Below are 26223 nucleotides of genomic sequence, written 5' to 3'. Positions count from 1 at the left end.
TGAGTGGGATTGCGCCGCCCTTAGCCAGCGGGCGCCGATAGGGGAAGGGGTTAAAGCCACCCCGCGGCACGCAATTGCGGCATCATGTCGCGCGACACCGGAACCTCCTGTCCGCCTGCCAATGTCAGCATGGCGGAGCGGCCGTCGCGGCGCACCGAGGCGACGGCATCGCGGGCGACCCACCAGCTCCGGTGGACGCGAAGGCCGTCGACGGAACCGAGCCCTGCAATGGCGTCGCGCATCCTCATCAGGACCAGTTCTTCGCGCGCCTCGCCGATGACGCGGACATAATGATCCTCGCCCTTCAGGGCGCGCACGGGGCCGAAGCCGGGCGGCAGGGGAAGCGAGGGCGGCGAGACGATGGATGGCGTTTCGGCGCGCGGCACGTCGGCATCGACCGCTACGGCGGCTGGCGCGTGCGGCTTGCCCGCCGGCGCGCGTCCGAACAGCGCGGTCATGGTGACGGCGACGACGGCGCAGATGATCAATATATAGAAATAGAGCCGCCAGAAGCCGGGCCAGCGGAGCACTTCGGGAAAGCCGATCCCCATCGACATCACCGCGATGATCAGGGTCAGGGGAAAGCTGCTGACGACAAGCGCGAGCATGGTGCCCGCCGGTCCCGGCAATCCGGTGGTTTCGCACAGCCAGCGGGCGACGATCCCCGACGGGCGATAGACGGCATAGCCCGCGAGCAGCCAGATCACCCAGACCAGCATCCGTTCGGCGGTGGGCAGCGCGAAGGTGCCGAACGGGCCGAGCAGCCCGAGCAGCAGGCCGAGCGCCGCCATCGCCATCAATTCCATCGCCAGCCGCTTTGCCATCCGGCGGCTTGTGTGGGCCCGTTCGCGAAGCGTCAATGGGCCGCGCGCCCCGCTTTGCGAAGAAATCGGCCGGATCGGCGAAGCGGCGCTTGCCGGCGAACGGCGGCGCGGCAGGAGGAAGGGGCGACTGGCGAACAGCCGGAAAATGTCACCGGAAAAAGAACAGGATCGACCCATGACCGCACTTGCTTCCACCCGCAACGCCTCGGCGCTGGTCCGCCGGATCGCGCTGACCGTGCTGCTGATCGCCGGGGTCACCGCGCTCGCCATTGCCGTGCGGCTGGTGGCGGGCGCGCCGTCCGCCTATCGCACTCCGCCGCTCGCGATATGGGTCCATCTTGCGACGGTGCTTCCCGCGCTCCCGCTCGGCGCCTGGCTGCTGTGGCGCCCGGTCAAGGGCGATACGGCGCACCGCATCGGCGGGCGCGTCTGGGCGCTGCTGATGCTGGTGACCGCGATCGACAGCTTCTGGATTCGCACCCTCACCGGCGGCATCGGGCCGATCCATGTCTTTTCGGTGCTGACGCTCGTGCAATTGCCGCGCGCGATCTGGTTTGCGCGGATGGGCGATATTGATCGCCATCTGAAGACGATGCGCGGGATATTCTTCGGACTGGTCGCCGCCGGCGTTTTCGCGATGGCCCCGGGACGGACGCTGTGGGCGCTTCTCTTCGGTTGAATGGGCAGGGCGGTTGCGCCTAAACCCCCCGGCATGACAACCGAGCTCTCCATCGTCCTGTCGCAGATGACCCAGTCGGTCGGCGACCTTGCAGCCAATGCCGACGCGATGCGCGACGTTCGCGCGCGGCACGGCGATGCCGACCTGATCCTCTATCCCGAACTGCAACTGATCGGCTACCCGCCCGAGGATCTGGTGCTCAAGCCCGCGCTCGCCGAGCGTGCGGCAACGGTCCTCGCCGAACTGGCGGCCGAGACCGGCGACGGTGGCCCGGCGATGCTCGTCGGGTCGGTCGAGCGCGACGCCGAGGGGCGGCTCTACAATATCGTCGCGCTGCTCGACGAGGGCCGCGTGGTCGCGACGCGGCGCAAACACGAACTGCCCAATTACGGCACCTTCGACGAAAAGCGCGTCTTTGCTCCGGGCCCGCTTCCTGATGTGATCGAATGGCGCGGCGTGAAGCTGGGGCTGCCGATCTGCGAGGACGGATGGTTTCCGGCGGTCTGCGGGCACCTCGCCGATCAGGGCGCCGAAATGCTGATCTCGGTCAACGGCAGTCCCTATGAAATCGACAAGGACGACCGCCGCCTGACGCAGGTGTTCGCGGCGCGCGTTGCCGAGACGGGGCTGCCGCTGATATTTCTGAACCGCATCGGCGGGCAGGACGAGCTGGTGTTCGACGGTTGCTCCTTCGTGCTCAACGCCGACGGGACCGCCGCGCACCGGCTGACCGACTGGGAAAGCGAGGAGCGCGTGACGCGCTGGACGAAGGGCGAAGGCGGCTGGACCTGTGAGGCGGGCGCAATCGCCGCGTGGGAGGCGCATCCCGCCGATATCTACAGCGCAATGATCCTGAGCTTGCGCGACTATGTCGAACGCAACCGCTTCCCCGGCGTCGTGCTCGGGCTGTCGGGGGGCATCGATTCGGCGATCTGCGCCGCCATTGCCGCCGACGCACTCGGCCCCGACAAGGTCTGGTGCGTGATGCTGCCGAGCCGCTTCACCAGCCAGGAAAGCCTCGATGATGCGAGGGGCTGCGCTCAGATGATCGGGTGCCGGCTCGACACCATCCCGATCGCGCCCGCGGTCGAGGCGTTCGATGCGATGCTCGCGGACAGCTTCGCCGACAAGGACGTCGATACGACCGAGGAGAATGTCCAGTCGCGCATTCGCGGGGTGACGCTGATGGCGCTTTCCAACAAATTCGGACCGATGCTGCTGACGACGGGCAACAAGAGCGAGATGAGCGTCGGCTATGCGACCATCTATGGCGACATGGCGGGGGGCTATAATCCGCTGAAGGACGCCTACAAGACCACGGTGTTCGCGCTTGCCGAATGGCGTAACGCGCATGTGCCGCGGCTGTCGCGCAACCCGGTGACGCCGGTGATGCCCGCCAATATCGTCACCAAGCCGCCGAGCGCCGAGCTGCGCCCCGACCAGAAGGACGAGGACAGCCTGCCGCCATATGCCGATCTCGACTGCATGCTCCACATGCTCGTCGAGGAGGAAGCGAGCGTCGACGATGTCGTCGCGCGCTACGGTTTCGACCGCGCCGCCGTGGCGCGGATCGAGCGGCTGCTGATGATCGCCGAGTATAAGCGCCGCCAAGCGCCGCCGGGGGTCAAATTGTCGACGCGCAACTTCGGCCGCGACCGGCGCTATCCGATCACCCACGGGTTTCGGACGGGGTAGGCGCGCGCGGACTCGCGTCGCGCGCGAATCGGGTTATAGGCGCCTGCATGACCGTCACGACCCGCTTCGCCCCCTCGCCGACCGGTATGCTCCACGTCGGCAATGTCCGCACCGCGCTTCACAACTGGCTATGGGCGCGCAAGGCTGGCGGGCGCTTTCTGCTGCGCATCGACGATACCGACATCGAACGGTCGAAGGAGGAATATGTCGACGGGATTCGCGCCGACCTTGCGTGGCTCGGACTCGATATCGACGGCGAGGAGCGGCAGTCGGCGCGCTTCGCGCTTTATGAGACCGAGTTTGAGAAGCTGAAGGCCGCGGGCCGCGTCTATGCCTGTTACGAGACGCCCGAGGAACTCGAGATTCGCCGCAAGGTCCTGCTCTCGCGCGGGTTGCCGCCGGTCTATGAGCGCAAGCCCGCCGATGCGCCAGTGCCCGCGGGGGTCGCGCCGCACTGGCGGTTCCGGCTCGACCATGGCGCGCCGATCGCCTGGACCGACCTGGTCCGCGGCGACCAGCATTTCGACCCGAAGACGCTGTCCGACCCGGTCGTGCGCCGCGCCGACGGCAGCTGGCTCTATCTGCTGCCGAGCGTGATCGACGACATCGCGATGGGCATCACCCATGTGGTGCGCGGCGAGGATCATGTGTCGAACACCGCGGCGCAGGTCCAGATGTTCGCGGCGCTCGGCGCCGAACCGCCGGTCTTTGCGCACGAGGCACTGCTCGTCGGGACCGAGGGAAAATTGTCGAAGCGGCTCGGCTCGCTCGGCATGGACGGCCTGCGCGGGCAGGGGATCGAACCGATCGCGCTCGTCGCGCTGCTCGCGCGGCTGGGGACGAGCGATCCGGTCGAGCCGATGACGTCGCCCGCGCCGCTGATCGAAAGCATCGACTTCGCGCGCTTCGGCCGCGCGCCGGCGCGCTTCGACGAGGCCGAACTGGCGCTGCTCAATCAGAAGATATTGCACCACACCGATTATGCCGCGGTCGCGCCGCGCCTGCCGGTCGCGATCGGCGAAGCGCGCTGGAACGCGATCCGCCCCAATCTTGCGACCGTTGCCGAAGCCGCCGACTGGGTCGCGGTGTTCGACGGCCCCTTCGCGTCGCCCGCGCCCGAGTCGAGCGACCGGCCGGTGCTCGCCGCCGCCGCAGCCGTGGCGCCGGGGCTCGACTGGGGCGCCGATCCGTGGCGCGTGCTGACCGATGCGGTGAAGGCGGCGACGGGTGCGAAGGGCCGCGCGCTCTTCCTGCCGCTGCGCCGCGCGTTGACCGGGCGCGATCACGGCCCCGACATGGCCGAACTGCTGCCGTTGATTGCCAAGGATCAGGCGGTCGCACGCCTTTCCGCCTGAGGCGGGCTCTTCATCGAACGAGACTCCCTGTCATCTCCCAATGCCGTTACTTGACAAAAATAGAGATGTTATATTATCTCTTAATTCGACCCGGCTCATAGCGGCGGTCATCGCACGGGGACCGGGTCGATAAGGCAAGGAGAGGTGCCATGACCCTGATTCCCATGATGTCCGCGATCATCGCGAGTCCCGCCAAGCAGAGCGCGCCCGCCGGACCCGCGCCGTTTGCACGCGAAAGCTACGACCCCGGCGCCACGCATCGCCCGGTTGCGGCGATCTTCGCCTTTGGGCTGCCCGCTGCGCTCGTGGTTGCGGTCGCGCTGTCGCCGATGATCATCAAGGAGAAGCCGCGGACCGAGCCGCAGACGTGGACCGACTTCACCATCGACAAGCCGAAGCCCGAACCGCAACCCGAACCCAAGCCGCAGACCGATCCTGCCCAGACGCGGGTGGCGCCCGTGCCGTCCCCGCTACCGCCGATCGCGTCGGACCCGCCGATTTTCGACCCCGCGCCGCCCTATACGCCGCCTGCGGGCACGGGATCGGGTTCGGGCGCCGGCGATCCGCCGCTGCCGCCGAAACCCGCGCCTTTCCTCGTCGCCGAGGTCGATCCGCGCTTCGCCGGCAGCTTCCAGCCCGATTATCCGGCGAACGAACAGCGCCGCGAGATCGAGGGGAGCGTCCGGGTGCGCGTGCTGATCGGCACCGATGGGCGCGTCAAGGCGGTCGAGCTCGTCAGCACCGACAGTCAGGGCTTCTTCGACGCGACGAAGCGGCGCGCGCTGACGAAATGGCGCTTCAAGCCCGCGACGCGCGGCGGCGTGGCGGAGGAAAGCTGGAAGGAAATGACCGTGCGCTTTCAGATCAGGAACGGCTGAGACCCCTCCCGGGAGCGGGCGCGTCCCTGCGTCCGCTCCCGCTTTTCCTCGCCGCACGGCTTGACATCGTCGCCGAATCCGGCCAATGGCGCGCGGATAAATGGGGGCGGCGCCCGACGCGCGGCCCTCTTTGTTTTTCACAGCAACCGCCGGGGCCCCCAGTCCCGCCACATGCGCCGGATGTCCCTGCGGATGTGTCAATAGTTTGAGGAACAGGGCCATGGCCAAGCCGACGACCGTCAAGATCAAGCTGGTGAGCACCGCCGACACGGGCTTTTTCTACGTCACCAAGAAGAACCCGCGCACGATGACCGAGAAGATGTCGGTGCGCAAATATGACCCGCGTGCGCGCAAGCACGTCGAGTTCAAGGAAGCCAAGATCAAGTGATGCCTCTCCCCATGCGCCGACGGCGCGTGGGTGGATAAGGCTTCACTCCCGCTTGAGCGGGAAGCCAGAAGGGCGGCCGAGGGCCGCCCTTTTTCGTGGTGAAAGGTCGCGCGGGGCCTCTCGGAAAGACTGGGCTACGGCCCGTCCGGCCACGATAGCCCTTGGCGCTGGGCCGACTTCGCGCCACAACGCTCTGCATGAACCGCATTCCCGCCATCGCCGTGGCCGCATAAGGACTCGAAGAGATGCCGATCATGGCCGCCCGCCATTATCACGAGGGCAAGCTCGTCCGCGACCTCGGCCCCGACGACGTCATTCCCGAGGATTGCGCCGACGCGGATTTTTTCTGGCTCGGCCTGTTCGAGCCGACTCCCGAAGAACTCGGCGGGATCGCAAAGCGCTTTCATCTCCATCCGCTCGCGGTCGAGGATGCGCTGAAGGCGAAGCAGCTTCCCAAGGTCGAGGTTTATGGCGATCAGCTTTTCGTCATCGCCGCGACCGCCACGCTGGATGGCGACACGATCCAGTCGGGCGAGACCGCGATCTTCCTCGGGCGCCATTTCGCGGTCACCGTCCGCCACGGCTCGGCGCGCGCGCATACCGAGGTGCGCGCGCGGCTGGAAACGCTGCCCGCGAAACTCGCACATGGCCCTGACTATGTCCTCTATGCGATCCTCGATTTCATCATCGACGGCTATTTTCCGGTGGTCGACGCAATCGAGGATCGACTGCTGTTGGTCGAGGAAAGCGTGATGGACACGCCGCTCGACGCCGAGGAGATCCGCCACCTCTATGCCCAGCGGCACGAGATCATCCGGTTCCAGCGCATCGTCGGGTTGATGAAGGACGTTGCGGCCCGCCTGGTCGGCGCCGCCGACCTGCCGTGGATCGACGATGCGGTGCGCCCCTATTTCCGCGATGTGTGGGACCATGTCCAACGCGCCGAATTCCGCCTGTCGGGGCTGCGCGAAGTCGCGGGGTCGGTCGTCGATACCAATTCGCTGCTCGAGCAGCAGCGGCAGGGCGCGATCACGCGCCAGCTTGCGGCCTGGGCGGCGATCCTCGCGGTGCCGACCGCGATCGCGGGAATCTATGGGATGAATTTCGAGCATATGCCCGAACTCGGCTGGACCTTCGGCTATCCGTTCGCCATTGCCCTGATGGCGAGTATCTGCGGCCTTCTTTATTGGCGGTTCCGGACGATCGGCTGGCTTTGATCGCGCTCGCTTTGCCGCATAAGCGGGGACCATAGGCAACTCGCGACATACCCGTGCATTCCGGTCCTTCGACGCCTTGCGCTAACCTTCTTTTAACCGCTTGCTCCGACATCTGTCGCCATGGTCATAACCGCATATTTTCTTCCCGCCGCGGCGGGCGCCGACGAGCGCGGCCGCGCCCGCCGCAAGCTCAGCCTTCCGGCGCTGGGGACGCAGAGCGGCGGTGGCGGCATTGCGGTGCTCGTCCACAATATTTCGGAAACAGGAATGCTTCTCGAAAGCGACGCCGATCTTGCGGTCGGCGATTCGATCGGGATCGATTTGCCGCACGCGGGCGAAAGCCCGGCGACGGTGATGTGGATCAGCGACCGCCTCGCGGGTTGCCGCTTCGATACTCCGGTATCGTCCGCGACGCTGAGCGCCGCGCAGCTCCGCAGCAGCGTCACCCACGATCCGCTCTTCGACGACGAGGCCGCTTCGCCCGCCGATCAGGCCTTCGGCCGCCGGCTTCAGCGTCTGCGTGCGCAGGCGGGCCTCAACCAGGCCCAGCTTGCCGACCGCATGGGCGTCAGCGCGCCCGCGGTTTCGGGCTGGGAAAAGGGGCGCGCGCGGCCCAAGCACAGCCGCATGGCGGCGCTCGCCGCGATCCTGGGGGTGCCGACGTCCGAACTGCTCGGCGATCAGCCGCCCGAGGCGCTTCAGGATCTGATCGAGCGCAGCCGCGCCCAGATTGCGACGATGGTCGGAACCAGCGCTGACAAGGTGCGGATCATCATCGAGCTGTAAGGCGGCGTCCTGCCCTCAATGACGAAGATGGGGAGGTCCAAAGCCCCACGTCGCCCCGGCCATTCCGCTTGCCCTCGCACCGATCCGCCCTATATTCATGTCCACGCGACACCAAAGGAGTGAACAGGATCATGGATCTGAACTGACCGCATCGCCCGCAAGCCGTGCCTTCAGGAAACTTCTGTCCATGCCCTCGATCACCCTCGCCAACGTCAGTTGGTCCACGCCCGATAATCGCACCATTCTCTCGAACCTCGATCTCGCCTTTGCGTGCGAACGCACCGGCATCGTCGGGCGCAATGGCGTCGGCAAGTCGACGCTGCTGCGCCTGCTGACCGGCGAGCTGACGCCCGCATCGGGGCATGTCGCCATCGACGGCCGCGCCCGGCTGCTCCGCCAGTCGGTGCAGGTCGGCGCCGGCGAGACGATCGCCGACCTGTTCGGCGCGCACGCGGGTCTCGCGCTGCTCCGCAAGGCCGAGGCGGGGGAGGCGAGCATCGACGAGATCGCCGAGGCCGACTGGACGCTCGAAGCGCGGATCGACGAAGCGCTCGCCGCGGTCGGCCTGCCATTGTCCGCCGACACCCCGCTCGACGCCTTGTCGGGCGGCCAGCGAACGCGCGCCGCGCTGGCAGGCGCGATGTTCGGTGCCCCCGACTTCCTGCTGCTCGACGAGCCGACGAACAATCTCGACCGCGAAGGCCGCGCCGCGGTGCGCGAACTGCTGCGCGGCTGGCGCGGCGGCGCGATCGTCGTCAGCCACGACCGCGAACTGCTCGAGGAGATGGACGCGATCGTCGAGCTGACCGCGCTCGGCGCCGCGCGCTACGGTGGCGGGTGGAGCGCCTATCGCGCGCGCAAGGATATCGAGCTCGCCGCCGCCGAAGCCGAGCTTGCGGGCACCGAGAAGCGGCTCGACCAGAACCGGCGGCAGGCGCAGACGGCGACCGAGAAGCAGGACCGGCGCGATTCCGGCGGGCGGCGCAAGGCGGCGCGCGGCGACATGCCGAAGATCGTCATCGGCGGCCTCAAACGCCGCGCCGAGGAAACGCGCGCCGCAGCCAGCCGCCTCGCCGAACGCCAGCGCGGTGCGGCCGAGGACGCCGTTTCGGTGGCGCGCGGCCGGATCGAGATCGTCGATCCGCTGTCCGCGGGCCTGCCCTCGACCGGCCTTCCCGCTTCGCGCACCGTGCTCGAATTGAGTTGCGTCACCGCGGGCTATGCGCCGGGGCGGCCGGTGATCGCCGATCTGTCGCTGACGGTCACCGGGCCCGAGCGCGTCGCGATCACCGGCCCCAACGGGTCGGGCAAGTCGACGCTGCTCGCGCTCGTCGCGGGTACGCTCGCGCCCTGGTCGGGGCGGGTACGCGTGCCGGTGCCCTTCGCCTTGTTCGACCAGCGCGTGTCGCTGCTCGACCCTGCGCTGTCGATCGCCGACAATTTCCTCCGCCGCAATCCCGGCACGACGAACAATCAGTGCCGCGCGGCGCTCGCGCGCTTCCGTTTTCGCGCCGATGCCGCCGACCGTCTCACCGGCACGCTCAGCGGCGGCCAGATGCTCCGCGCCGGCCTTGCCTGCGTCCTCGGCGCGCCGATGCCGCCGCAGCTGCTGATCCTCGACGAGCCCGGCAACCACCTCGACCTCGATTCGCTGACCGCGATCGAGGCGGGGCTCGCCGCCTATGATGGCGCGCTGCTCGTCGTCAGCCACGATCCGGCGTTTCTAGACGCGATCGGAATCAAGCGCGAGGTCGTGCTGGGACAGTAGGGAATGACGAAAGGAGAGGGCGAGCGGAGGCTCCCCTCACCCATCGCGCAACGGCCGCCGGGCGGCTTCATTCTCGACGATATGGCGGATCGTGATCAGCGTCTTGAACGAATGAACGCCTTTGTCTTCGCCCAGCGCGCGGCGGGTGAAGAGGTCATATTCCTCCATCGACCCGACCTGGACCTTGAGCAGGAAATCATCGTCGCCGGTGACATCCCACGCGGCGGTGATTTCGGGATGGCGGGCGATCTCGCGCGCAAAATTGTCCATCGTTTGCGCGCCCGCCTGTTCCATCCGGACGAGCACATGCATGGTGAGCGCCGAGCCGGTGAGCGCGGGATCGACCAGCGCGATGTCGGCGACGATCACCTTCTCCTCGCGCAGCCGGCGAAGGCGGCGCAGCACGGCTGAAATCGACAGTCCGACCGTATCGGCGAGCACGCGCGCGGGCTGAAGATTGTCGCGCCGGACGAGGTCGAGCAGGCGACGGTCGAAACGGTCGAGGTCGATCATTTTTCGCATATTATGGCTTATAGCGCAAAAATTGGTCGCCGATATGCCGAATTTCGGCGCCTATAGTCGATGCGAATCGCCTAGATGGTTCGTATCCGAACCGTTCGAGCCGACCGGCTCTCTCCCCTCCCTGCGGTTCGGATGCAGGAGATCGAATATGGCCCGCATCGCACCCGAAACCAGCTGGCTCCAGCGCCTCTGGACCTCGGTGGTCGAAACCTCTGCCGCCGCCGTCGCGGCGCATTATCACGCCCCGTGGGAGCGTAAGGCGAAGCGTTGAGCGGCTGTCCGTCGTCCCCGCCTTTCCGAATGAAGGCGATCGACCCGAATGGCTGGAGCGCGGACCCCATATTTCGTCATCCCGGACTTGATCCGGGACCCATTCCTTCTTCGCCGGTTTGAATGGACCCCGGATCAAGTCCGGGGTGACGAGGCACGCAGCGGCACGCGCACCGCTCAGGCAAAGGCCCCGACGCTCTCGATGAACTTGATCACCGAAATCGGTTTCGAGACATAGGCTTCGGCCCCGGCAGCGCGGATCTGTTCCTCGTCGCCCTTTCCGGCATAGGCGGTAACCGCCATGATCGGCACCGCGCGCAGCGTCAGGTCGGCCTTCATCTGGCCGATCAGGTCGAGCCCGCTGACGTGCGGGAGTTGAATGTCCATGATGATCAGGTCGGGCGCGATCTCGCGCGCCTTCGCTAGCGCATCGCGCCCGTCGCGCACCGGATGCGCCTGATAGCCATGGGCGTTGAGCAGGTCGCAGAACAGGCGGAGGTTCAGCTCATTATCCTCGACGACCAGGATGGTCTTGCCCATGTGAAATCTCTTCCCCACCTTGCGTGCGCGGCCCGTGTAGGCGAATCGTCGGCACGACACAATTCATCGCGGCGAAGGGATTTCCGATTGGACGAGGATGATGCGGCGCTGGCGCTCCACGCGCTCGGCTGGATCTTGAGCGACGAACCGCGCGCCGAGCGGCTGCTCGGCCTGACCGGGCTCGATCCCGATTCGCTGCGCGCGTCGCTCGGCGAGCAGGCCACGCTCGCTGCGATCCTCTCCTTCCTCACCGCCCATGAGGCTGATCTGATCGATTGTGCCGAAGCGCTTGAGGTGAAACCCGAATCCCTTGCCGCCGCCGCGCGGCGGCTCGAAGGAAACCAGAGGATGGACGCATGACCCGGCCGCTCGTCATTACCGATTGCGACGAGGTGCTGATGCACATGGTCGTCCCCTTCGCGCAGTGGGTCGACGAGGAGCATGGCGTGCTCTTCCGCATGGAGGATGCGAGCTTCGCCGGGGCGCTCAAGCGCAAGGAGTGCGGCACGCCGCTGGAGGCGGCCGAGGTCTGGCCCTTGCTCGACGGCTTCTTCCGCACCGAAATGGGGCGGCAGACCGAGATTCCGGGCGCGATCGCGGCGATGGCGGCGATCGGTGCCATCGCTGACATCGTCGTGCTCACCAACGTCGGCCCCGATCATCAGGCGGCGCGCGGCGCACAGCTTGCCGCGCTCGGCTTCCACGCGCCGGTGATCGGCAGCCGCGGCGGCAAGGGCGAGCCGGTGCGCGCGCTGATCGCGGAGCACCGGCCCTCGGTCGCGGTGTTCATCGACGATTTGCCGAACCACCATCATTCGGTGGCGATCGAGGCGCCCGAGGTGTGGCGGCTCCATTTCGTCGGCGAGCCCGCGATCGCCGACAAGGTGCGCCCCGCGAAACATGCCCACGCGCGAATCGACGATTGGAGTGCGGCGTGCGAGTGGATATTGGCGCGGCTTGCCGAAAATATTCCGGCCCCGGCCCCGCAACCTGTATAAAGGAACGATCATGTCCGACATCCCCGCCAAGCTCGCCGCCCTCGGCCTCGACCTGCCCAAGCCCGCCGCGCCGGTTGCGGCCTATGTGCCCGTGGTCGAGCAAGGCGGACTGCTCCATATCTCGGGCCAGCTTCCGTTTCGCGATGGACAGGTCGTCACCGGCCGGCTCGGCGCCGACATGGACGAGGCGACGGGCTATGACGCCGCGCGCCGCTGTGCGCTGATGCTCGTCGCGCAGGTCGGCCAGGCGGTCGGCGGCGACTGGTCGCGGGTCGAGAAGATCGTCAAGCTCGGCGTTTTCGTGAACAGCGACCCCGGCTTCACCGCGCAGCCGAAGGTAGCGAACGGCGCGTCGGAACTGATGGAATCGCTGTTCGGCGAAGCGGGTCGCCACGCACGCAGCGCGGTCGGCGTGTCGGTGCTGCCGCTCGGCGCCGCGGTCGAGGTCGATGCGATCGTCGCGGTGAAGCCGGCGTAGGATCGCGGTGGCCGAAGCCGACCCGCCTGCGCGGACCGTCACGCTCGGCGGCGGCGTCGCCGCGGTCGATGCGGCGGCGTGGGACGCGCTCGCGGGCGGGGGCAATCCGTTCGTCAGCCATGATTTCCTGACGTTGCTCGAGGAATCGGGCAGCGTCGGGCCCGGCACCGGCTGGCAGGCGGCGCCAATCCTGGTCGAGGACGCGGGCGGCGCGCTGGTTGCCGTTGCGCCCGCCTATCTGAAGTCGCACAGCCAGGGCGAATATGTCTTCGACCACGCCTGGGCCGATGCCTGGGCGCGCGCCGGGGGCGACTATTATCCGAAGCTGCAGATCGCGGCACCCTTCACGCCGGTACCGGGGCCGCGCCTGCTCGCGCAGGACGAGGAGGCGGCGCTGTTGCTGATCCGCGGCGCCGAAGCGGTGGTGCGGCAGAACGGGCTGTCGTCGGCGCACGCGACCTTCGTCGCGCCCGAGCAGATGCCGCTGTTCGAGCGCGCGGGCTGGCTGGTGCGGCGCGACATCCAGTTCCATTTCGCCAATGCGGGCTATGCCGGCTTCGACGATTTCCTCGCCACACTGACCTCTGCCAAGCGCAAGCAGCTCCGCAAGGAACGCGCGCGGGCGGTCGAGGGCCTGCGGATCGAGGAGGTCACGGGCGAGGCGATCGGTCCCGATCATTGGGACGCGATGTGGGCCTTTTATCAGGACACCGGCGCGCGCAAATGGGGGCATCCCTATCTGACCCGCGCGGCGTTCGACCTGATGGGGCGGCGCATGGCCGACCGGATCATCCTCGTCATCGCTTATGACGGCGCGGCGCCTGTCGCGGGGGCGATGCATTTCCTCGGGTCCGACACGCTGTACGGCCGTTACTGGGGCTGTGTTCGCGACATCCCCTATCTGCATTTCGAGCTTTGCTATTACCGTGCGATCGACATCGCGATCGAACGCGGCCTCCGCCGCGTCGAAGCCGGTGCGCAAGGCGGCCACAAGCTTGCGCGCGGCTATGGCCCCGTCGCGACCTGGTCGGCGCACTTCATCGCCGATCCGGGTTTTCGCCGTGCGGTCGCGGACTATCTGGAACAGGAGCGCGCGGCCGAGGTGCAGGAAATGGAATGGCTGGAAGGGCATATGCCCTTTCGGCGGGCCGAATAAATCTCACGCAAAGGCGCAAAGGCGCCAAGAGAAATGCGCGGCCGGTTTTTGGGAATAATCTCACACAAAGACACAAAGAGGGCAGTTTCTGCCGATTCCGTCTCGCGACCATCATCGGAGACTATCTGGCTGGACGTTGTCCGGCCCCTTTCCAAAGGACATCGAAACCGTCGCAACGATCGAACGGCATCACGCCCTCTTTGTGTCTTTGTGTGAGACTTTTTCTTCTTCGCGCCTTCGCGTGAGATCCAAAAAACCCCACGCAGCGGCGAAATCTCAGGCCGCGAAGCGCCGGGCCGCCGGGCGGCGGGCCGTCTCGTCGAGCCAGGCGCGCGCCTGGCGCTGGGCTTCGGCGATTTCGTCGCGGCTCATTTCGTCCGACAGTTCGGCACGGCAGCGCTGGCCTTCGAGGCTGCCGCCGAGCGCGGCGAGATTGAACCATTTATGCGCCTGGATCAGATCGACATCGACCCCGCCGGTCCCGGTGGAAAAAGCGATGCCGAGATCGAAATAGGCATTGGCGTCGCCGCGCGCGGCGTCGAGCAGACGGCTTTCGATCAGATATTGGGCAGACTTCAGACTGTTCGCCATGATAACCCCCTTTGCCTCCACCCCACATGGAGACCTCGGCCCCCAAAGTTGCGGTTTATGGTCAACAAAGTGTTAACGAGGACGCGGATTTTTGGAGATAATGCGAGAAAGGGCCGGGAATCCGGTATTTTCTCCGTCATTGCGAGCGCAGCAAAGCAATCCAGAGTGTGTGTAAACCGCCCTGGATTGCTTTGCTGCGCTCGCAATGACGGGGTCGTTTATTCCACCGCCAGATTGTCGATCAGCCGGGTCTTGCCCATCCGCGCCGCGGCGAGCAGGCGCGCGGGTTTGCGGAAAGCGGTCAGCCTTTCGAGGCTGTCGGCATCGGCGAGCGCGACATAGTCGACGCTGTCGAAGCCGCCCGCGACGATGTCGGCTTCGGCCTTCGCGAGGGCTTCGCCGACATCGGCGCCGCCCGCGATCGCCTTTGCCGCCGTCTTCAGCGCGCCGGGAAAGGCAGTCGCGGCTCCGCGCTGCTCCTTCGAGAGATAGGCGTTGCGCGATGACAGCGCGAGGCCGTCGGCGTCGCGCGCGATCGGCGCCCCCAAAATGTCGAGCGCGAAGTCGAGGTCGCGCGCCATGCGGCGGATGATCGCGAGCTGCTGCCAATCCTTTTCACCGAAGATCGCGATGTCGGGACGGACCTGGTTGAACAGTTTCGACACGATCGTCGCGACGCCGTCGAAATGGCCGGGCCGGGCCGCGCCGCAATAATCGGCGCCGAGTTCGGCAACCTCGATATGCGTCGAATGACCGGCGGGATACATGGTGCCGACGTCGGGCGCCCAGAGCAGCGCCACGCCCGCTTCCACCAGCAGCGCGGCGTCGCGATCTTCATCGCGCGGATAGGCGGCAAAATCCTCGTTCGGGCCGAACTGGGTCGGGTTGACGAAGATCGAGACGACGACATGGTCGGCGACGCGCCTTCCCATGCGCACGAGCGACAGATGCCCATCGTGCAATGCGCCCATCGTCGGCACCATCGCGACGCTCTTTCCCCCCTGCTTCAGTGCCGAAACGGCACGGCGCAGCATCGCGATGTCACGGATGATTTGCACGCTTGCCCTGCCTCCGATATTGGCGGCGCGACGACCACCCCGAGCGGCTCCCATGCGCCGCCAACAGGAAAATCGCAACGCTCATGACGACGCCCGCCCCGCACCGCATCATCTTTGCCAATGAAAAGGGCGGGACCGGCAAATCGACGTGCGCGGTGCATTTCGCGGTCGCGCTGACCAGCCTGGGCTGGCGCGTCGCGGGGATCGACCTCGACCCGCGTCAGCGCACCTTCCACCGCTATCTCGAGAATCGCGAGAATACCGCGAAGCGCCGCGATATCGAGCTGCCCACCCCGCGTTTCGAGGTGTTCGAGGGCTCGACGATCGAAGAACTCGACGCGCAGGTCGCGCGGCTGGCCGAGGGCGTCGACTATCTCATCGCCGACACGCCGGGGCGCGACGACGTCTTCGCGCGCCATCTCGCGACCACCGCCGACACGCTCGTCACCCCGATCAACGACAGCTTCATCGACTTCGACCTGATCGGTCAGGTCGATCCCGAGACATTTCAGGTCACGCGCCCCAGCTTCTACTCCGAACTCATCTGGGACACGCGCAAGGCGCGTGCGAAGAGCGACGGGCGGACGATCGACTGGATCATCCTCAGGAACCGCCTCCAGCATGTCGACGCGCATAATATGCGCCGCGTCGGCGAGGCGCTGAACCAGCTCTCGCGCCGCGTCGGCTTTCGCGTCATCCCGGGGCTCGGCGAGCGCGTCATCTATCGCGAGCTCTTCCCGGCCGGTCTCACCCTGCTCGACAAGGCGCATCTCGGCGGCATGGGGATCGGCCATGTCGTCGCGCGGCAGGAACTGCGCGAAGCGATGGGCGGACTGAACCTTCCGGCGCGCGAGCGGTTTCATCCCGACGGGGATCTGTTCGCCGCCGCCTGACCGCCTTCTCCCCCAAGAGGATCAGCCATGACCCATATTTTCCACCCGACGATGCTGCGTGAATACGACATCCGCGGCGTCGTCGGCGACACGCTGGCGGCCGCCGACGCCACCGCGATCGGGCGCAGCTTCGCGACGCTGATCCGGCGCGCGGGGGGCAGGCGGGTCGCGGTCGGCTATGACGGGCGGCTGTCGTCGCCGATGCTCGCCGAGGCGCTGATCGAAGGGATCAACGCCGCCGGAGTTGATGCGCTGAATGTCGGGCTCGGGCCGACGCCGATGCTCTATTATGCCGCGTCAACCGAGGATGTGGACGGCGGCATACAGATAACCGGCAGCCACAATCCCCCCGACTATAACGGCTTCAAGATGGTGTTTCAGGGCCGTCCCTTCTTCGGCGCCGACATCCAGCGGATCGGCGAAATCGCCGCCGCGGGCGACTGGGAAAGCGGCGAGGGATCGTCGCAGAGCATCGACATCGTCGACGCCTATGTCGACCGGCTGACCCAGGATTTCGCCGGCGGCGCCTTCCGCATCGGCTGGGACGCCGGCAACGGTGCCGCTGGCGCTGTCATCGAAAAGCTCACCGCGCGGCTGCCCGGCGAGCACCATCTTCTCTATACCGATATCGACGGCCATTTTCCGAACCACCATCCCGATCCCACGGTCGAGGCGAATCTGGCCGATCTGAGGAAGCTGGTCGCGGAGAAGAGTCTCGATTTCGGCGTCGCTTTCGATGGAGATGGCGACCGCATCGGCGCGATCGACGGCGAAGGGCGGGTGATCTGGGGCGATCAACTGCTGCAAATCTATGCCGCGGCGGTGCTGAAGGAGCATCCCGGCGCGACGATCATCGCCGACGTCAAGGCGAGCCAGGCGCTGTTCGACCGCGTCGCCGAACTCGGCGGGAAACCGCTGATGTGGAAGACCGGGCACAGCCTGATCAAGGCGAAGATGAAGGAAACCGGCTCGCCTTTGGCAGGCGAGATGAGCGGGCATATCTTCTTCGCCGACCATTATTACGGCTATGACGATGCGCCCTATGCGGCGGTGCGGCTGATCGAAGCGGCGACCAGGCTCGGCAAGAGCGTCACCGAACTGCGCGGCGAGATGCCGGCAATGGTCAACACTCCCGAACTTCGCTTTCAGGTCGACGAGATCCGCAAATTCGCCATTGTGGACGAGGTTCTGGTCCGGCTGACCGCCGACGGCGCGACGGTCGACCGCACCGACGGCGCGCGGGTGCTGACCGGCGACGGCTGGTGGCTGCTTCGCGCCTCGAACACCCAGGACGTGCTCGTTGCGCGCGCCGAGGCGAAGGACGAGGCGGCGCTGGCGCGGCTGATGGCGGCGATCGACGAACAGCTTGCGCTGTCGGGGGTGGAGCGGGGCGAAAGCGTCGGACATTGAAGCCTACGAGCGTGATCATCTTTGCGTGAACAAGCCGTGTTCCCCCGCGAAGGCGGGGACCCATCTCCGGTCGGTTCATGATGGCACCAGCCGGAGATGGCCCCCCGCCTTCGCGGGGACACGCGATCTTATTCAAGACCCCAACCTCTCCCCTGGAGGGGAGGGGCTTTTTGTCCCTGCAAAATCCCTGCCAGATTGACCTTTGCCGCATCGCTGCGGTAACGCGCGCTTGGGGCTAGAACGGAACCGACCTCTTTATGACCGACGAAACCACGACCGCGACGGCCGAAGGTGACCATGGCGTCTCCGAGCACCGCGCGCATGTCCAGGAGGATGCCGCGGCGGGCAATGGTCTTGCGATCATTTCGATCGCCAAAAGCTACGACAAGCGCGTGGTGCTCTCCGACGTGTCGCTGTCGGTCGGCAAGGGCGAGGTCGTCGGCCTGCTCGGCCCCAACGGCGCGGGCAAGACGACCTGCTTCTATTCGATCATGGGGCTGGTCCGGCCCGACGCCGGGCGCATCATGCTCGACGGCGCCGACATCACCTCGCTGCCCATGTATCGGCGGTCGATCCTCGGCCTCGGCTATTTGCCTCAGGAAACCTCGATCTTTCGCGGCATGACCGTAGCCCAGAATATCGAGGCGGTGCTCGAACTCGCCGAACCCGACAAGATCGCGCGCGAGCGGCGGCTCGAGGAATTGCTCGAGGAGTTCGGCCTCGCGCGGCTGCGCGATTCGGCGGCGATGGCGCTGTCGGGCGGCGAGCGCCGCCGCGCCGAAATCGCGCGCGCGCTGGCGGCGAACCCGTCGATCATCCTGCTCGACGAGCCATTCGCGGGGATCGATCCCCTGTCGATCAGCGACATCCGCGACCTCGTCGCCGACCTGAAGACCCGCGGCATCGGCGTGCTGATCACCGATCACAACGTCCGCGAGACGCTCGACCTCGTCGACCGCGCCTGCATCATCTACGACGGCAAGGTGCTGCTTGCCGGATCGCCCGCCGAACTGGTGGCCGACCCCGAGGTCCGCCGCCTGTATCTTGGCGAGGGCTTTTCGCTTTGATGCGGTAGCTGCCGATGGCGTTGGGTCCGCGCCTCGATTTACGCCAGTCGCAATCGCTGGTGATGACGCCGCAGTTGCAGCAGGCGATCAAGCTGCTTGCGCTGTCGAACCTCGAACTCGAGGCCTATCTGGCCGAAGCGCTCGAAGGCAATCCGTTGCTCGATACCGCGCCCGCCGACCGCGACGGCGATTCGGACGGGGGCGGAGCGGACGAGCCGGGCGACGAAGCGCCGGTCGCGGCGGCATCCGGCGAGACCGATACCGATCAGGCGCTATCCTCCGACGCCGGAACCGCCGACGATCTCGACGTCGATTTCGCCGAGGAGCGCTTCCACCACGACAGCGCGAGCGATTCGGTCGGCCTGTCGGGCGAGGCGAGCGAAGGCATCGATTTCGACAGCTTCGCCGAGCATGACGGCACGCTCCACGACCATCTGCTCGCGCAGGTCGGCGAGCGTTTCGACGGGGTCGAGGCAGTGGTCGCGGCGCAACTCGTCGCGCTGATCGACGAGGTGGGCTATCTGCGCGCCGACCTTTCGGAGCTTGCGGCTCAGCTCGGCGTGCCGCTGGCGCTGGTCGAGACGGTGCTCGCGGGCGTCCAATGCTTCGACCCGTCGGGTGTCGGCGCGCGCGACCTTGCCGAATGCATCGCGATTCAGGCGCGCGAGGCCGACCGCTACGACCCCGCGATGGCGACGATGATCGCGCACCTCGATCTGGTGGCGAAAGGCGCTTTCCCGCAATTGAAGCGCATCTGCGGCGTCGATGACGAGGATCTCGCCGACATGATCCGCGAGCTGCGCGGCTACGACCCCAGGCCGGGGCTGAAATTCGGCGGCGATGCGGTGCAGGCGGTCGTCCCCGACCTCTATGTCCGACAGACCGCGAAGGGATGGGCAGTCGAGGTCAACAGCGGCACCTTGCCCCGCCTCCTCGTCAACCGCCGCTATTATGCCGAACTTGCACAGGGCGCGGCGGCGAAGAGCAAGGCGTGGCTGTCCGAGCAGCTTGCGGGCGCCAACTGGCTCGTCCGCGCGCTCGACCAGCGCCAGCGGACGATCGTCAAGGTCGCGAGCGCGATCGTCAAGCAGCAGGAGGGCTTCTTCCTCCACGGCGTCGCGCACATGCGCCCGCTGACCCTGCGTCAGGTCGCCGAGGACATCGGTATGCACGAATCGACCGTCAGCCGCGTCACCAGCAACAAATATCTGTCGTGCGCGCGCGGGCTGTTCGAGCTCAAATATTTCTTCTCGTCGGGTATTTCGGCGACCGAGGGCGACGGTGCGGTTTCGGCCGAGGCGGTGAAGAGCCGGATCAAGGCGATGATCGAGGCCGAAGATGCCAAGGCGATCCTGTCCGATGAGACGATCGCGCAGAAACTGTCGGCCGAAGGCCACGACATCGCGCGGCGCACCGTGGTCAAATATCGCGAGGCGATGGGCTATGGCTCGTCGGTACAGCGGCGGCGGCAGAAGGCGCTGGCGGGATAAGGCCGCCCCGGATTCCGTTCGTGTCGAGTGAAGTCGAGACACCCATCGAGGTAGCGAGAGGCGGAGGGGCATCTCGACTTCGCTCGACACGAACGGAAAATGGGGAATTTAGCGCAAGGGCCGGTTGACTTTTTCGGCGCTTCCCCATAGGTGCGCCGCTTCGCGTAACAACGCCAAGATTTACGGAAAAGACCCATGAAGATTCGCAACAGCCTGAAGTCGCTGAAGGACCGCCACCGGGACAACCGCGTGATCCGCCGCCGTGGCCGGACCTATGTGATCAACAAGACCAACCGCCGCTTCAAGGCGCGCCAGGGCTGATGGTCCTGCCGGGGCGCGTGCCGCCCCGTGCGCATCTGCGAGCCAGCGTGACGCCGTCGGATGCTTCCGGCGGCGCTTTCGCGTGTCTGGAGGATCGATGACCGAGCGCTGCGTGATTTTCGATGTCGGCCGCGTCCTGTTCGACTGGGATTTGCGCTATCTGTTCGCGAAGCTGATCACCGACGAGCGCGAGCTCGACTGGTTCGTGACCAACGTCGTCACCCCCGACTGGCATTTCCAGCACGACGCGGGCCGTCCGCTGGCCGAGATGGTGCCCGAATTGAAGGCCGAATTTCCGGATCAGGCGGCGCTGATCGACGCTTATGCGACGCGCTTCAACGAAACGATTCCGGGGCCGGTGCCCGGAAGCCTCGAGCTGGTCGAGCGATTGGACGCGGCAGGCGTGCCGCTGTTCGCGATCACCAATTTCGGACATGAATTCTGGGAAATGTTTCGCCCGACCCAGCCGGTCTTCGATCGTTTTCGGAACATCATCGTCTCGGGCACCGAGAAGATGGTGAAACCCGATCCCGCGATCTACCGCCTCGCGATCGAACGATTCGGCATCGACCCGGCGGGAGCGCTGTTCGTCGACGACGTGGCCGCGAATGTCGCGGGCGCCGAATCGGTCGGCATCGCCGGGCATCGCTTCGTCGATGCGGCGGCGCTCGAACGCGACCTCGTCGCGCGCGCCTATCTGGCGCGCCGGGCGTGAAGATTCGGGTCGCGACCGCCGACGATCTGCCGGCGATGCGCGAGCTGATGCGTCGCGCGATCGACGAACTGCAACGGGGCTTCCTGTCGGCGGCCGAAGTGCGCGCGAGTCACGCGGTGATGGGGCTCGATACCCAGCTTGTTGCCGACGCTACCTATTTCGTCGCGATGATCGACGGCGCGCTGGCGGGATGCGGCGGCTGGAGCCGGCGCGCGACGCTCTATGGCGGCGATCACAGCAGCGATTTGCGCGAGCCGCGCCTGCTCGACCCCCGGTCCGAGGCGGCGCGCGTGCGCGCGATGTACACCGACCCCGCCTTCACGCGCCGCGGCGTCGGGCGCGCGATTCTGGAGGCGTCGGAAGCCGCCGCGCGCGCCGCGGGTTTCGCGGCCGCCGAATTGATGGCGACGTTGGCAGGCGAACCGCTCTATCGCGCGAGCGGCTATGTCGAGATCGAGCGCACCGCCGCGCCGGTCGACGGCGTCGACGTCCCGCTGATACGGATGCGCAAGCCGCTCGTCTGAGAGCGCCTACTTCTCGACCCCAAGCTGCGTCAGCACGAAGGCGAACTCCTCGGCATCCTCGTGGAGCGAGCCCCAGCGGCCCGATTTGCCGGCATGGCCCGCGCCCATGTTGGTGCGTAGCAGCAGCGTCGCGTCGTTGGTGCGCGTTGCGCGGAGCTTGGCGACCCATTTGGCGGGCTCCCAATAGGTCACGCGCGGGTCGTTGAGGCCCGCCGACACCAGCATCGGCGGATAGGATTTGGCGGTCACATTGTCGTAGGGGCTGTAGCTCAACATATAGTCGAACGCCGCCTTGTCGGTGATCGGATTGCCCCATTCGGGCCATTCGCCGGGGGTCAGCGGCAGCGTTTCGTCGACCATCGTGTTGATCACGTCGACGAAAGGCACCCCCGCCAGCACCGCACCCCACAATTCGGGCGCTTCGTTAGTGACGGCGCCCATCACCTGCCCGCCCGCCGAACGGCCTTCGATCGAGATCTTGCCGACGCTGGTGTAACCCTTTGCGATCAACCCCTTGGCGACGTCGATGAAGTCGTTGAACGTGTTTTTGCGGTGATCGGTCTTGCCGGCGAGATACCAGGCGCGCCCCATATCGTCGCCGCCGCGGACGTGCGCGATCGCATAGATCATCCCGCGATCGACGAGGCTGAGCCGCGTCGTCGAAAAGCCCGGCGGGATGCGATAGCCATAACTGCCATAGGCATAGAGATGCATCGGCGCGCTGCCGTCGCGCTTCGTGCCCTTCTTGTAGACGAGCGAGGCGGGAATCATCGTCGTGCCGTCGCGGCTCGGCAGGTTAACCCGTTCGGTTACATACTGTGCCGAGTTATAACCTGACGGGATTTCCTGCACTTTCAGTGTTTCGAGATTTCCGGTCGCGATATCATAATCATAGACGGTGTCGGGCGTGACCATCGATTCATAATCGAGCCGCAGCTTGTCCTGATGATATTCGGGATTGTCGCCGAGCCCCGCAACGTAAGTGGCCTCGGGGAATTCGATCCGGCCGGGGGTCAGCGGCGCGTCATATTTGCGGACGTCGACCTGATCGAGCCCGTCCTCGCGCGCTTCGATCACGAAATAGTCGCGAAAGACCGAGAAGCCGGTGATGTAGCTGTGATCCGATCCGGGGATCAACGTTTTCCATTCGTCGGGCTTGTCGATGCTCGCGGTCGCGACGCGGAAATTGGGATGCTCGTCGTTGGTGAGGATGTAGAGCGTGCCGTTGCGCTCATCGACGCTGTACTCGCGGCCCTTCTGGCGCGCCGAGACGAGCTGCATCTCCGCCTCGGGGTCGTCGGCGGGGAGCAGATAGACCTCGTTCGTCTCGTTATCGCCGGTCCCGATGACGATATAATTGTCGGCCGCCGTCTTGCCGATCCCGACCCCGAAACCGATGTCGGGCTCCTTGTAGAGCAATTTGTCTTCCGTAATCGGGGTGCCGAGCTTGTGCAGCCGGACATTGTCGGTGCGCCAATTCTCGTTCGCGAGGCCATAGAGGATCGCATCATTCCCCGCCGTCCAGACGAGCGACGACAGCGTGCCCGGAATGACATCGGGAAGCAGTTCGCCGGTCTCAAGATCGCGGATGCGGGCCTCGAACCGTTCGGAGCCGTTATCGTCGAACGAATAGGCCATCAGCCTGCCGTCGGGGCTGATCGACAGTTCGGCGAGGCGGAAATAATCCTTGCCCGCGGCCATCGCGACCTCGTCGAGGATCAGCTGAGTCTCACCCGCGCCCGATGCCGGTTTGCGGTACCATTTCTTATATTCGGCACCCTCCTCATATTCGACCCAATAGAGCCAGTCGCCGTCCTTCTGCGGCACCGAGGAATCGGCTTCCTTGATGCGACCCTTCATCTCCTGAAACAAGGTTTCGACGAGTTTCGCATGCGGCTTCATCGCCGCGTCGAAATAGGCATTCTCGGCTTTTACATAATCGAGGATGTCGGCGTCATCGACGACCGGATAGCTCGGATCGCGCAGCCAGAAATAGGGGTCGGACAGGGTTTTGCCGTGCAGCGTCGATTCGTGCGGCCGCTTGTCGGCAACCGGGGCGGCGGGCAGCGCGGGACTGTCGGTCAATGGGATCTCTTTCTCTTGGGCACGGGCTGTGGGGGCAAAAGCGCCGGACGCGGCAACGAGCGGGGTGGTAATTGCGGCCAGGAACATCCAAATAGCACGCATCACAAGACTCCCGCGGCATCGCCCCCGGTGGGCAGGATTGCCTGCGATGTAGGAACAAGGAACCAGCCATGTCCAGCCCCGTCCCCGGCACAATTTACGCAGAGCGCCTTGCTCGCGTCCGCGCCGAACTGGCGAAGCGCGGCCTCGACGGCTTCGTCGTGCCGATCAGCGACGAGCATATGAGCGAATATGTCGGCGCCTATGCGCAGCGCATGGCGTGGCTGACCGGCTTCGGCGGCTCGGCGGGGACCGCGGCGGTGCTGCCCGCGAAGGCCGCGGTATTTGTCGACGGGCGCTACACGGTACAGGTGCGCGACCAGGTCGACGGCGTGCTGTTCGACTATGTCGGGGTGCCGCAGTCGAGCGTCGCCGAATGGCTTGGCGCCAACGTCAGCGTGGGGCAAAAGGTCGGCTACGACCCGTGGCTCCACGGCATCGACTGGGCGCGCGGGCTGGAGAAGGCGCTGGCGGCGAAGGGCGCGAGCCTCGTCGCGGTGGACAGCAATCCGATCGATGCCGCGTGGGACGAGCAGCCGGCGCCGAGCGACGCGGTCGTCACGGTCTACGACACCAGCCTTGCCGGGCAGGCCGCGACCGACAAGCGCGCGATCATCGCCGACTGGCTGAAGGCGAAGGGGCTCGACACGACGGTGATGACCGCGCTCGATTCGATTGCCTGGACCTTCAACATTCGTGGGCAGGACGTCAGCCACACGCCGGTCGGGCTCGCCTTCGCGCTGCTCCACGCCGACGCGACCGCCGACCTGTTCATCGCGCCCCAGAAAGTCACTGACGCGGTGCGCGCGCACCTTGGCAACAGCGTCCGCATCCACGATCGCGACGCGTTTGAAGCGGCGCTGGCGGACCTTGCGGGCAAGAAGGTGGCGGTCGACCCCGACCGCGCGGTTGCGGCGATCTTCACTGCGCTCGAAGGCGGGGGCGCGAGGATCGAACGCCACCGCGACCCGGCGGTGCTGCCCAAGGCGATCAAGAACGACACCGAATTGGACGGCACCCGCGCGGCGCATGTCCGCGACGGGATCGCGGTCGCGCGCTTCCTTCGATGGATGGAGGAGGCCGCGCCGCAGGGCGGCCTCGACGAACTCGGTGCGGCGGCCAAGCTGCGCGCCTTCCGCGATGACAGCGGCGCGCTCCGGGATCTGTCGTTCGACACCATCTCGGCGGCCGGCCCGAACGGCGCGCTGCCGCATTACAAGGTAGATGAGACGACCAACCGCGCGATCGAGACCGGCACGCTCTATCTCGTCGATTCGGGCGGGCAATATGCCGACGGCACGACCGACATCACGCGCACGATCGCGATTGGCGCGCCCACGTCCGAGATGCGCCGTCGCTTCACGCAGGTACTGAAGGGCCATATTGCGCTCGCGACCGCGCGCTTTCCCAAGGGGACGCGCGGCAGCCAGCTCGATATTCTCGCGCGGCAATATCTATGGGCCGATGGGGTCGATTATGCGCACGGCACCGGCCATGGCGTCGGCGCCTATCTCGCGGTCCATGAAGGACCGCAGCGCATCGCCAAGCCCGCGGGCGGACAGGCGGGAACCGAGGAGCCGCTGCACGCGGGCATGATCCTCTCGAACGAGCCCGGCTATTACAAGGCGGGCCATTTCGGCATCCGGATCGAAAATCTGGTCGTCGTGGTGCCGCAGAGCATCGCGGGCGCCGAGGAGGATATGCTGGGGTTCGAGACGATCACCTTCGCGCCGATCGCGCGCGATCTCGTCGACGTCGCCCTGCTGTCGCCCGCCGAGGCCGACTGGCTCGACGCCTATCATGCCGAAGTGCTGGCAAAGCTGGCGCCCGACATGGCAGGCGAGGAGCGCGACTGGCTTGCCGCCGCCTGCGCGCCGCTCGACCGCACCCCCGCCGCGCTGGCCGCCTGACGCCGCGATGGAGCAGATTCCGCTCGAGGATTTCCGCGTCCGGGAGACGGTGCGCGTGCGTTTCAACGAGATCGACGGCCAGAACATCGTCTTCAATGCCAATTATCTGGTCTATGCCGATGTCGGCGTGACCGAATATTTCCGCGCGCTTGGCGAGGGGCAGCCCGGCCCCTATTTTCACCAATATGGTACAGACATCCGCGAGACACATTGCGAGATCGCTTATCATGCCCCGGCGCGACTCGACGAGTTGATCACGATCGCGGCGCGGATTAGCGGCTTCGGCCGAACGAGCTTCACGCTGCATTGCGGGATTTTCCGAGGCGTGGAGCGGCTGACCGACATCGAGATCCGCTACGCTCATATCGACAGCGATAGCGGCCAGCCGACGCCGCTTCCAGGCAGCTTCATCGCCGAGGTGCGGCGCTTCGAGACGCGGATGCCGGTGCAGGATTGAAGATAGTCCGCTGCCCTCGAAGGCGGCTTTTCACCTGCATCCCGTAGCC

General features: G+C 66.4%; 28 protein-coding genes. 22 read left to right on the top strand and 6 right to left on the bottom strand.

The features are described from left to right. Positions 1-50 precede the first annotated feature (50 nt). Positions 51-824, bottom strand: a complete 774-nt coding sequence (locus tag NP825_RS17775) for a LytTR family DNA-binding domain-containing protein (RefSeq protein WP_257546036.1) — start codon at positions 822-824, stop codon at positions 51-53. Positions 825-999: 175 nt separating this feature from the next. Between NP825_RS17775 and NP825_RS17770 the strand changes: the two genes are divergently transcribed. The 8 genes from NP825_RS17770 to NP825_RS17735 all read left to right on the top strand — a co-directional run bounded on the left by NP825_RS17770 (position 1000) and on the right by NP825_RS17735 (position 9590). Next, entirely contained in the window at positions 1000-1503 is a 504-nt protein-coding gene (locus tag NP825_RS17770) for a DUF2306 domain-containing protein (RefSeq protein WP_257546034.1), read from the top strand. 33 nt (positions 1504-1536) lie between these two features. Further along, entirely contained in the window at positions 1537-3198 is a 1662-nt protein-coding gene (locus NP825_RS17765; protein WP_257546032.1) for an NAD+ synthase, read from the top strand. Positions 3199-3245: 47 nt separating this feature from the next. Further along, the gene (locus NP825_RS17760; RefSeq protein WP_257546030.1) at positions 3246-4553 is read left to right on the top strand and encodes a glutamate--tRNA ligase; all 1308 of its coding nucleotides are present in this window, start codon (positions 3246-3248) and stop codon (positions 4551-4553) included. A gap of 149 nt (positions 4554-4702) precedes the next feature. Further along, complete coding sequence (locus NP825_RS17755; RefSeq protein ID WP_257546028.1) at positions 4703-5431, top strand: energy transducer TonB; 729 nt, start codon at positions 4703-4705, stop codon at positions 5429-5431. 220 nt (positions 5432-5651) lie between these two features. Continuing rightward, positions 5652-5819 carry a 50S ribosomal protein L33 gene (rpmG, locus tag NP825_RS17750; RefSeq protein ID WP_003042331.1) on the top strand — a complete coding sequence of 56 codons (168 nt, stop codon included), beginning with the start codon at positions 5652-5654 and terminating at the stop codon, positions 5817-5819. 245 nt (positions 5820-6064) lie between these two features. After that, a complete protein-coding gene (gene corA, locus NP825_RS17745) occupies positions 6065-7036 on the top strand; it encodes a magnesium/cobalt transporter CorA (protein WP_257546012.1) in 972 nt (323 codons plus the stop codon). A 120-nt stretch (positions 7037-7156) separates the two neighbouring features. Next, complete coding sequence (locus NP825_RS17740) at positions 7157-7822, top strand: helix-turn-helix domain-containing protein (RefSeq protein ID WP_257546010.1); 666 nt, start codon at positions 7157-7159, stop codon at positions 7820-7822. A 187-nt stretch (positions 7823-8009) separates the two neighbouring features. Next, on the top strand, positions 8010-9590 hold the full coding sequence (locus NP825_RS17735) for an ABC-F family ATP-binding cassette domain-containing protein (RefSeq protein WP_257546008.1): 1581 nt from the start codon (positions 8010-8012) through the stop codon (positions 9588-9590). Positions 9591-9626: 36 nt separating this feature from the next. On the opposite strand, the gene NP825_RS17730 is transcribed toward NP825_RS17735, so the two are convergent. Then, positions 9627-10112, bottom strand: coding sequence for an Lrp/AsnC family transcriptional regulator (locus NP825_RS17730; RefSeq protein ID WP_257546006.1), 486 nt, complete (start codon positions 10110-10112; stop codon positions 9627-9629). A 148-nt stretch (positions 10113-10260) separates the two neighbouring features. Between NP825_RS17730 and NP825_RS17725 the strand changes: the two genes are divergently transcribed. Continuing rightward, positions 10261-10383 carry a hypothetical protein gene (locus NP825_RS17725; protein WP_257546003.1) on the top strand — a complete coding sequence of 41 codons (123 nt, stop codon included), beginning with the start codon at positions 10261-10263 and terminating at the stop codon, positions 10381-10383. Between the two features lie 176 nt (positions 10384-10559). On the opposite strand, the gene NP825_RS17720 is transcribed toward NP825_RS17725, so the two are convergent. Then, on the bottom strand, positions 10560-10922 hold the full coding sequence (locus NP825_RS17720) for a response regulator (protein WP_257546001.1): 363 nt from the start codon (positions 10920-10922) through the stop codon (positions 10560-10562). An 87-nt stretch (positions 10923-11009) separates the two neighbouring features. On the opposite strand from NP825_RS17720, the gene NP825_RS17715 reads away from it, so the two are divergent. From NP825_RS17715 to NP825_RS17700, 4 genes are read left to right on the top strand one after another with little or no spacing between them, the layout of a single operon-like run. Continuing rightward, entirely contained in the window at positions 11010-11282 is a 273-nt protein-coding gene (locus NP825_RS17715; protein WP_257545999.1) for a DUF3572 domain-containing protein, read from the top strand. Then, the gene (locus tag NP825_RS17710; protein ID WP_257545997.1) at positions 11279-11920 is read left to right on the top strand and encodes an HAD family hydrolase; all 642 of its coding nucleotides are present in this window, start codon (positions 11279-11281) and stop codon (positions 11918-11920) included. The genes NP825_RS17715 and NP825_RS17710 overlap by 4 nt, the downstream gene beginning before the upstream one ends. Positions 11921-11930: 10 nt before the next feature. Then, complete coding sequence (locus tag NP825_RS17705) at positions 11931-12398, top strand: RidA family protein (protein WP_257545994.1); 468 nt, start codon at positions 11931-11933, stop codon at positions 12396-12398. 7 nt (positions 12399-12405) lie between these two features. Then, positions 12406-13554: a GNAT family N-acetyltransferase gene (locus NP825_RS17700; protein WP_257545992.1), complete on the top strand. Its 1149-nt coding sequence runs from the start codon at positions 12406-12408 to the stop codon at positions 13552-13554. 276 nt (positions 13555-13830) lie between these two features. Here the strand turns inward: NP825_RS17700 and NP825_RS17695 are convergent, their stop codons facing one another. Next, complete coding sequence (locus tag NP825_RS17695) at positions 13831-14145, bottom strand: hypothetical protein (protein ID WP_257545990.1); 315 nt, start codon at positions 14143-14145, stop codon at positions 13831-13833. Positions 14146-14363: 218 nt separating this feature from the next. After that, positions 14364-15203: a pantoate--beta-alanine ligase gene (panC, locus tag NP825_RS17690; RefSeq protein ID WP_257545988.1), complete on the bottom strand. Its 840-nt coding sequence runs from the start codon at positions 15201-15203 to the stop codon at positions 14364-14366. Between the two features lie 83 nt (positions 15204-15286). Here panC and NP825_RS17685 point away from each other — a divergent pair, with 83 nt between their 5' ends. From NP825_RS17685 to NP825_RS17655, 7 genes are all read left to right on the top strand, one after another. Further along, complete coding sequence (locus NP825_RS17685) at positions 15287-16096, top strand: division plane positioning ATPase MipZ (protein WP_257545986.1); 810 nt, start codon at positions 15287-15289, stop codon at positions 16094-16096. Between the two features lie 27 nt (positions 16097-16123). Further along, on the top strand, positions 16124-17506 hold the full coding sequence (gene pgmG, locus NP825_RS17680) for a phosphoglucomutase/phosphomannomutase PgmG (protein WP_257545984.1): 1383 nt from the start codon (positions 16124-16126) through the stop codon (positions 17504-17506). A gap of 257 nt (positions 17507-17763) precedes the next feature. Beyond that, the gene (gene lptB / locus NP825_RS17675) at positions 17764-18573 is read left to right on the top strand and encodes an LPS export ABC transporter ATP-binding protein (protein ID WP_257545982.1); all 810 of its coding nucleotides are present in this window, start codon (positions 17764-17766) and stop codon (positions 18571-18573) included. A gap of 14 nt (positions 18574-18587) precedes the next feature. Continuing rightward, entirely contained in the window at positions 18588-20063 is a 1476-nt protein-coding gene (gene rpoN / locus NP825_RS17670; RefSeq protein ID WP_257545980.1) for an RNA polymerase factor sigma-54, read from the top strand. Positions 20064-20258: 195 nt separating this feature from the next. After that, positions 20259-20384, top strand: coding sequence for a type B 50S ribosomal protein L36 (ykgO, locus tag NP825_RS17665; RefSeq protein WP_003046794.1), 126 nt, complete (start codon positions 20259-20261; stop codon positions 20382-20384). 97 nt (positions 20385-20481) lie between these two features. Further along, the gene (locus tag NP825_RS17660) at positions 20482-21099 is read left to right on the top strand and encodes an HAD family phosphatase (protein WP_257545978.1); all 618 of its coding nucleotides are present in this window, start codon (positions 20482-20484) and stop codon (positions 21097-21099) included. Between the two features lie 35 nt (positions 21100-21134). Further along, complete coding sequence (locus NP825_RS17655) at positions 21135-21623, top strand: GNAT family N-acetyltransferase (protein ID WP_257551525.1); 489 nt, start codon at positions 21135-21137, stop codon at positions 21621-21623. Between the two features lie 6 nt (positions 21624-21629). Here NP825_RS17655 and NP825_RS17650 read toward each other — a convergent pair whose 3' ends face one another. After that, entirely contained in the window at positions 21630-23708 is a 2079-nt protein-coding gene (locus NP825_RS17650) for a S9 family peptidase (RefSeq protein WP_374046505.1), read from the bottom strand. 170 nt (positions 23709-23878) lie between these two features. On the opposite strand from NP825_RS17650, the gene NP825_RS17645 reads away from it, so the two are divergent. Together NP825_RS17645 and NP825_RS17640 are read left to right on the top strand one after the other, a co-directional pair. Next, positions 23879-25717, top strand: a complete 1839-nt coding sequence (locus tag NP825_RS17645) for an aminopeptidase P family protein (protein WP_257545976.1) — start codon at positions 23879-23881, stop codon at positions 25715-25717. After that, complete coding sequence (locus NP825_RS17640) at positions 25665-26174, top strand: thioesterase family protein (protein WP_257545974.1); 510 nt, start codon at positions 25665-25667, stop codon at positions 26172-26174. The genes NP825_RS17645 and NP825_RS17640 overlap by 53 nt, the downstream gene beginning before the upstream one ends. Positions 26175-26223: the final 49 nt, after the last annotated feature.

Source organism: Sphingopyxis sp. DBS4 (genome assembly GCF_024628865.1).
Classification (GTDB): Bacteria; Pseudomonadota; Alphaproteobacteria; order Sphingomonadales; family Sphingomonadaceae; genus Sphingopyxis.
Note: the sequence above shows the minus strand (reverse complement) of the source record. Positions and strands in the feature narration are given on the sequence as shown.

Excerpts from the sequence above, each read along its gene's own strand:
- NP825_RS17775 (WP_257546036.1), bottom strand. The coding sequence starts at position 824 with ATGGCAAAGCGGCTGGCGATGGAATTGATGGCGATGGCGGCGCTCGGC.
- NP825_RS17770 (WP_257546034.1), top strand. The coding sequence starts at position 1,000 with ATGACCGCACTTGCTTCCACCCGCAACGCCTCGGCGCTGGTCCGCCGG.
- NP825_RS17765 (WP_257546032.1), top strand. The coding sequence starts at position 1,537 with ATGACAACCGAGCTCTCCATCGTCCTGTCGCAGATGACCCAGTCGGTC.
- NP825_RS17760 (WP_257546030.1), top strand. The coding sequence starts at position 3,246 with ATGACCGTCACGACCCGCTTCGCCCCCTCGCCGACCGGTATGCTCCAC.
- NP825_RS17755 (WP_257546028.1), top strand. The coding sequence starts at position 4,703 with ATGACCCTGATTCCCATGATGTCCGCGATCATCGCGAGTCCCGCCAAG.
- rpmG (WP_003042331.1), top strand. The coding sequence starts at position 5,652 with ATGGCCAAGCCGACGACCGTCAAGATCAAGCTGGTGAGCACCGCCGAC.
- corA (WP_257546012.1), top strand. The coding sequence starts at position 6,065 with ATGCCGATCATGGCCGCCCGCCATTATCACGAGGGCAAGCTCGTCCGC.
- NP825_RS17740 (WP_257546010.1), top strand. The coding sequence starts at position 7,157 with ATGGTCATAACCGCATATTTTCTTCCCGCCGCGGCGGGCGCCGACGAG.
- NP825_RS17735 (WP_257546008.1), top strand. The coding sequence starts at position 8,010 with ATGCCCTCGATCACCCTCGCCAACGTCAGTTGGTCCACGCCCGATAAT.
- NP825_RS17730 (WP_257546006.1), bottom strand. The coding sequence starts at position 10,112 with ATGCGAAAAATGATCGACCTCGACCGTTTCGACCGTCGCCTGCTCGAC.
- NP825_RS17725 (WP_257546003.1), top strand. The coding sequence starts at position 10,261 with ATGGCCCGCATCGCACCCGAAACCAGCTGGCTCCAGCGCCTCTGGACC.
- NP825_RS17720 (WP_257546001.1), bottom strand. The coding sequence starts at position 10,922 with ATGGGCAAGACCATCCTGGTCGTCGAGGATAATGAGCTGAACCTCCGC.
- NP825_RS17710 (WP_257545997.1), top strand. The coding sequence starts at position 11,279 with ATGACCCGGCCGCTCGTCATTACCGATTGCGACGAGGTGCTGATGCAC.
- NP825_RS17705 (WP_257545994.1), top strand. The coding sequence starts at position 11,931 with ATGTCCGACATCCCCGCCAAGCTCGCCGCCCTCGGCCTCGACCTGCCC.
- NP825_RS17695 (WP_257545990.1), bottom strand. The coding sequence starts at position 14,145 with ATGGCGAACAGTCTGAAGTCTGCCCAATATCTGATCGAAAGCCGTCTG.
- NP825_RS17685 (WP_257545986.1), top strand. The coding sequence starts at position 15,287 with ATGACGACGCCCGCCCCGCACCGCATCATCTTTGCCAATGAAAAGGGC.
- pgmG (WP_257545984.1), top strand. The coding sequence starts at position 16,124 with ATGACCCATATTTTCCACCCGACGATGCTGCGTGAATACGACATCCGC.
- lptB (WP_257545982.1), top strand. The coding sequence starts at position 17,764 with ATGACCGACGAAACCACGACCGCGACGGCCGAAGGTGACCATGGCGTC.
- rpoN (WP_257545980.1), top strand. The coding sequence starts at position 18,588 with ATGGCGTTGGGTCCGCGCCTCGATTTACGCCAGTCGCAATCGCTGGTG.
- ykgO (WP_003046794.1), top strand. The coding sequence starts at position 20,259 with ATGAAGATTCGCAACAGCCTGAAGTCGCTGAAGGACCGCCACCGGGAC.
- NP825_RS17660 (WP_257545978.1), top strand. The coding sequence starts at position 20,482 with ATGACCGAGCGCTGCGTGATTTTCGATGTCGGCCGCGTCCTGTTCGAC.
- NP825_RS17655 (WP_257551525.1), top strand. The coding sequence starts at position 21,135 with ATGCGCGAGCTGATGCGTCGCGCGATCGACGAACTGCAACGGGGCTTC.
- NP825_RS17645 (WP_257545976.1), top strand. The coding sequence starts at position 23,879 with ATGTCCAGCCCCGTCCCCGGCACAATTTACGCAGAGCGCCTTGCTCGC.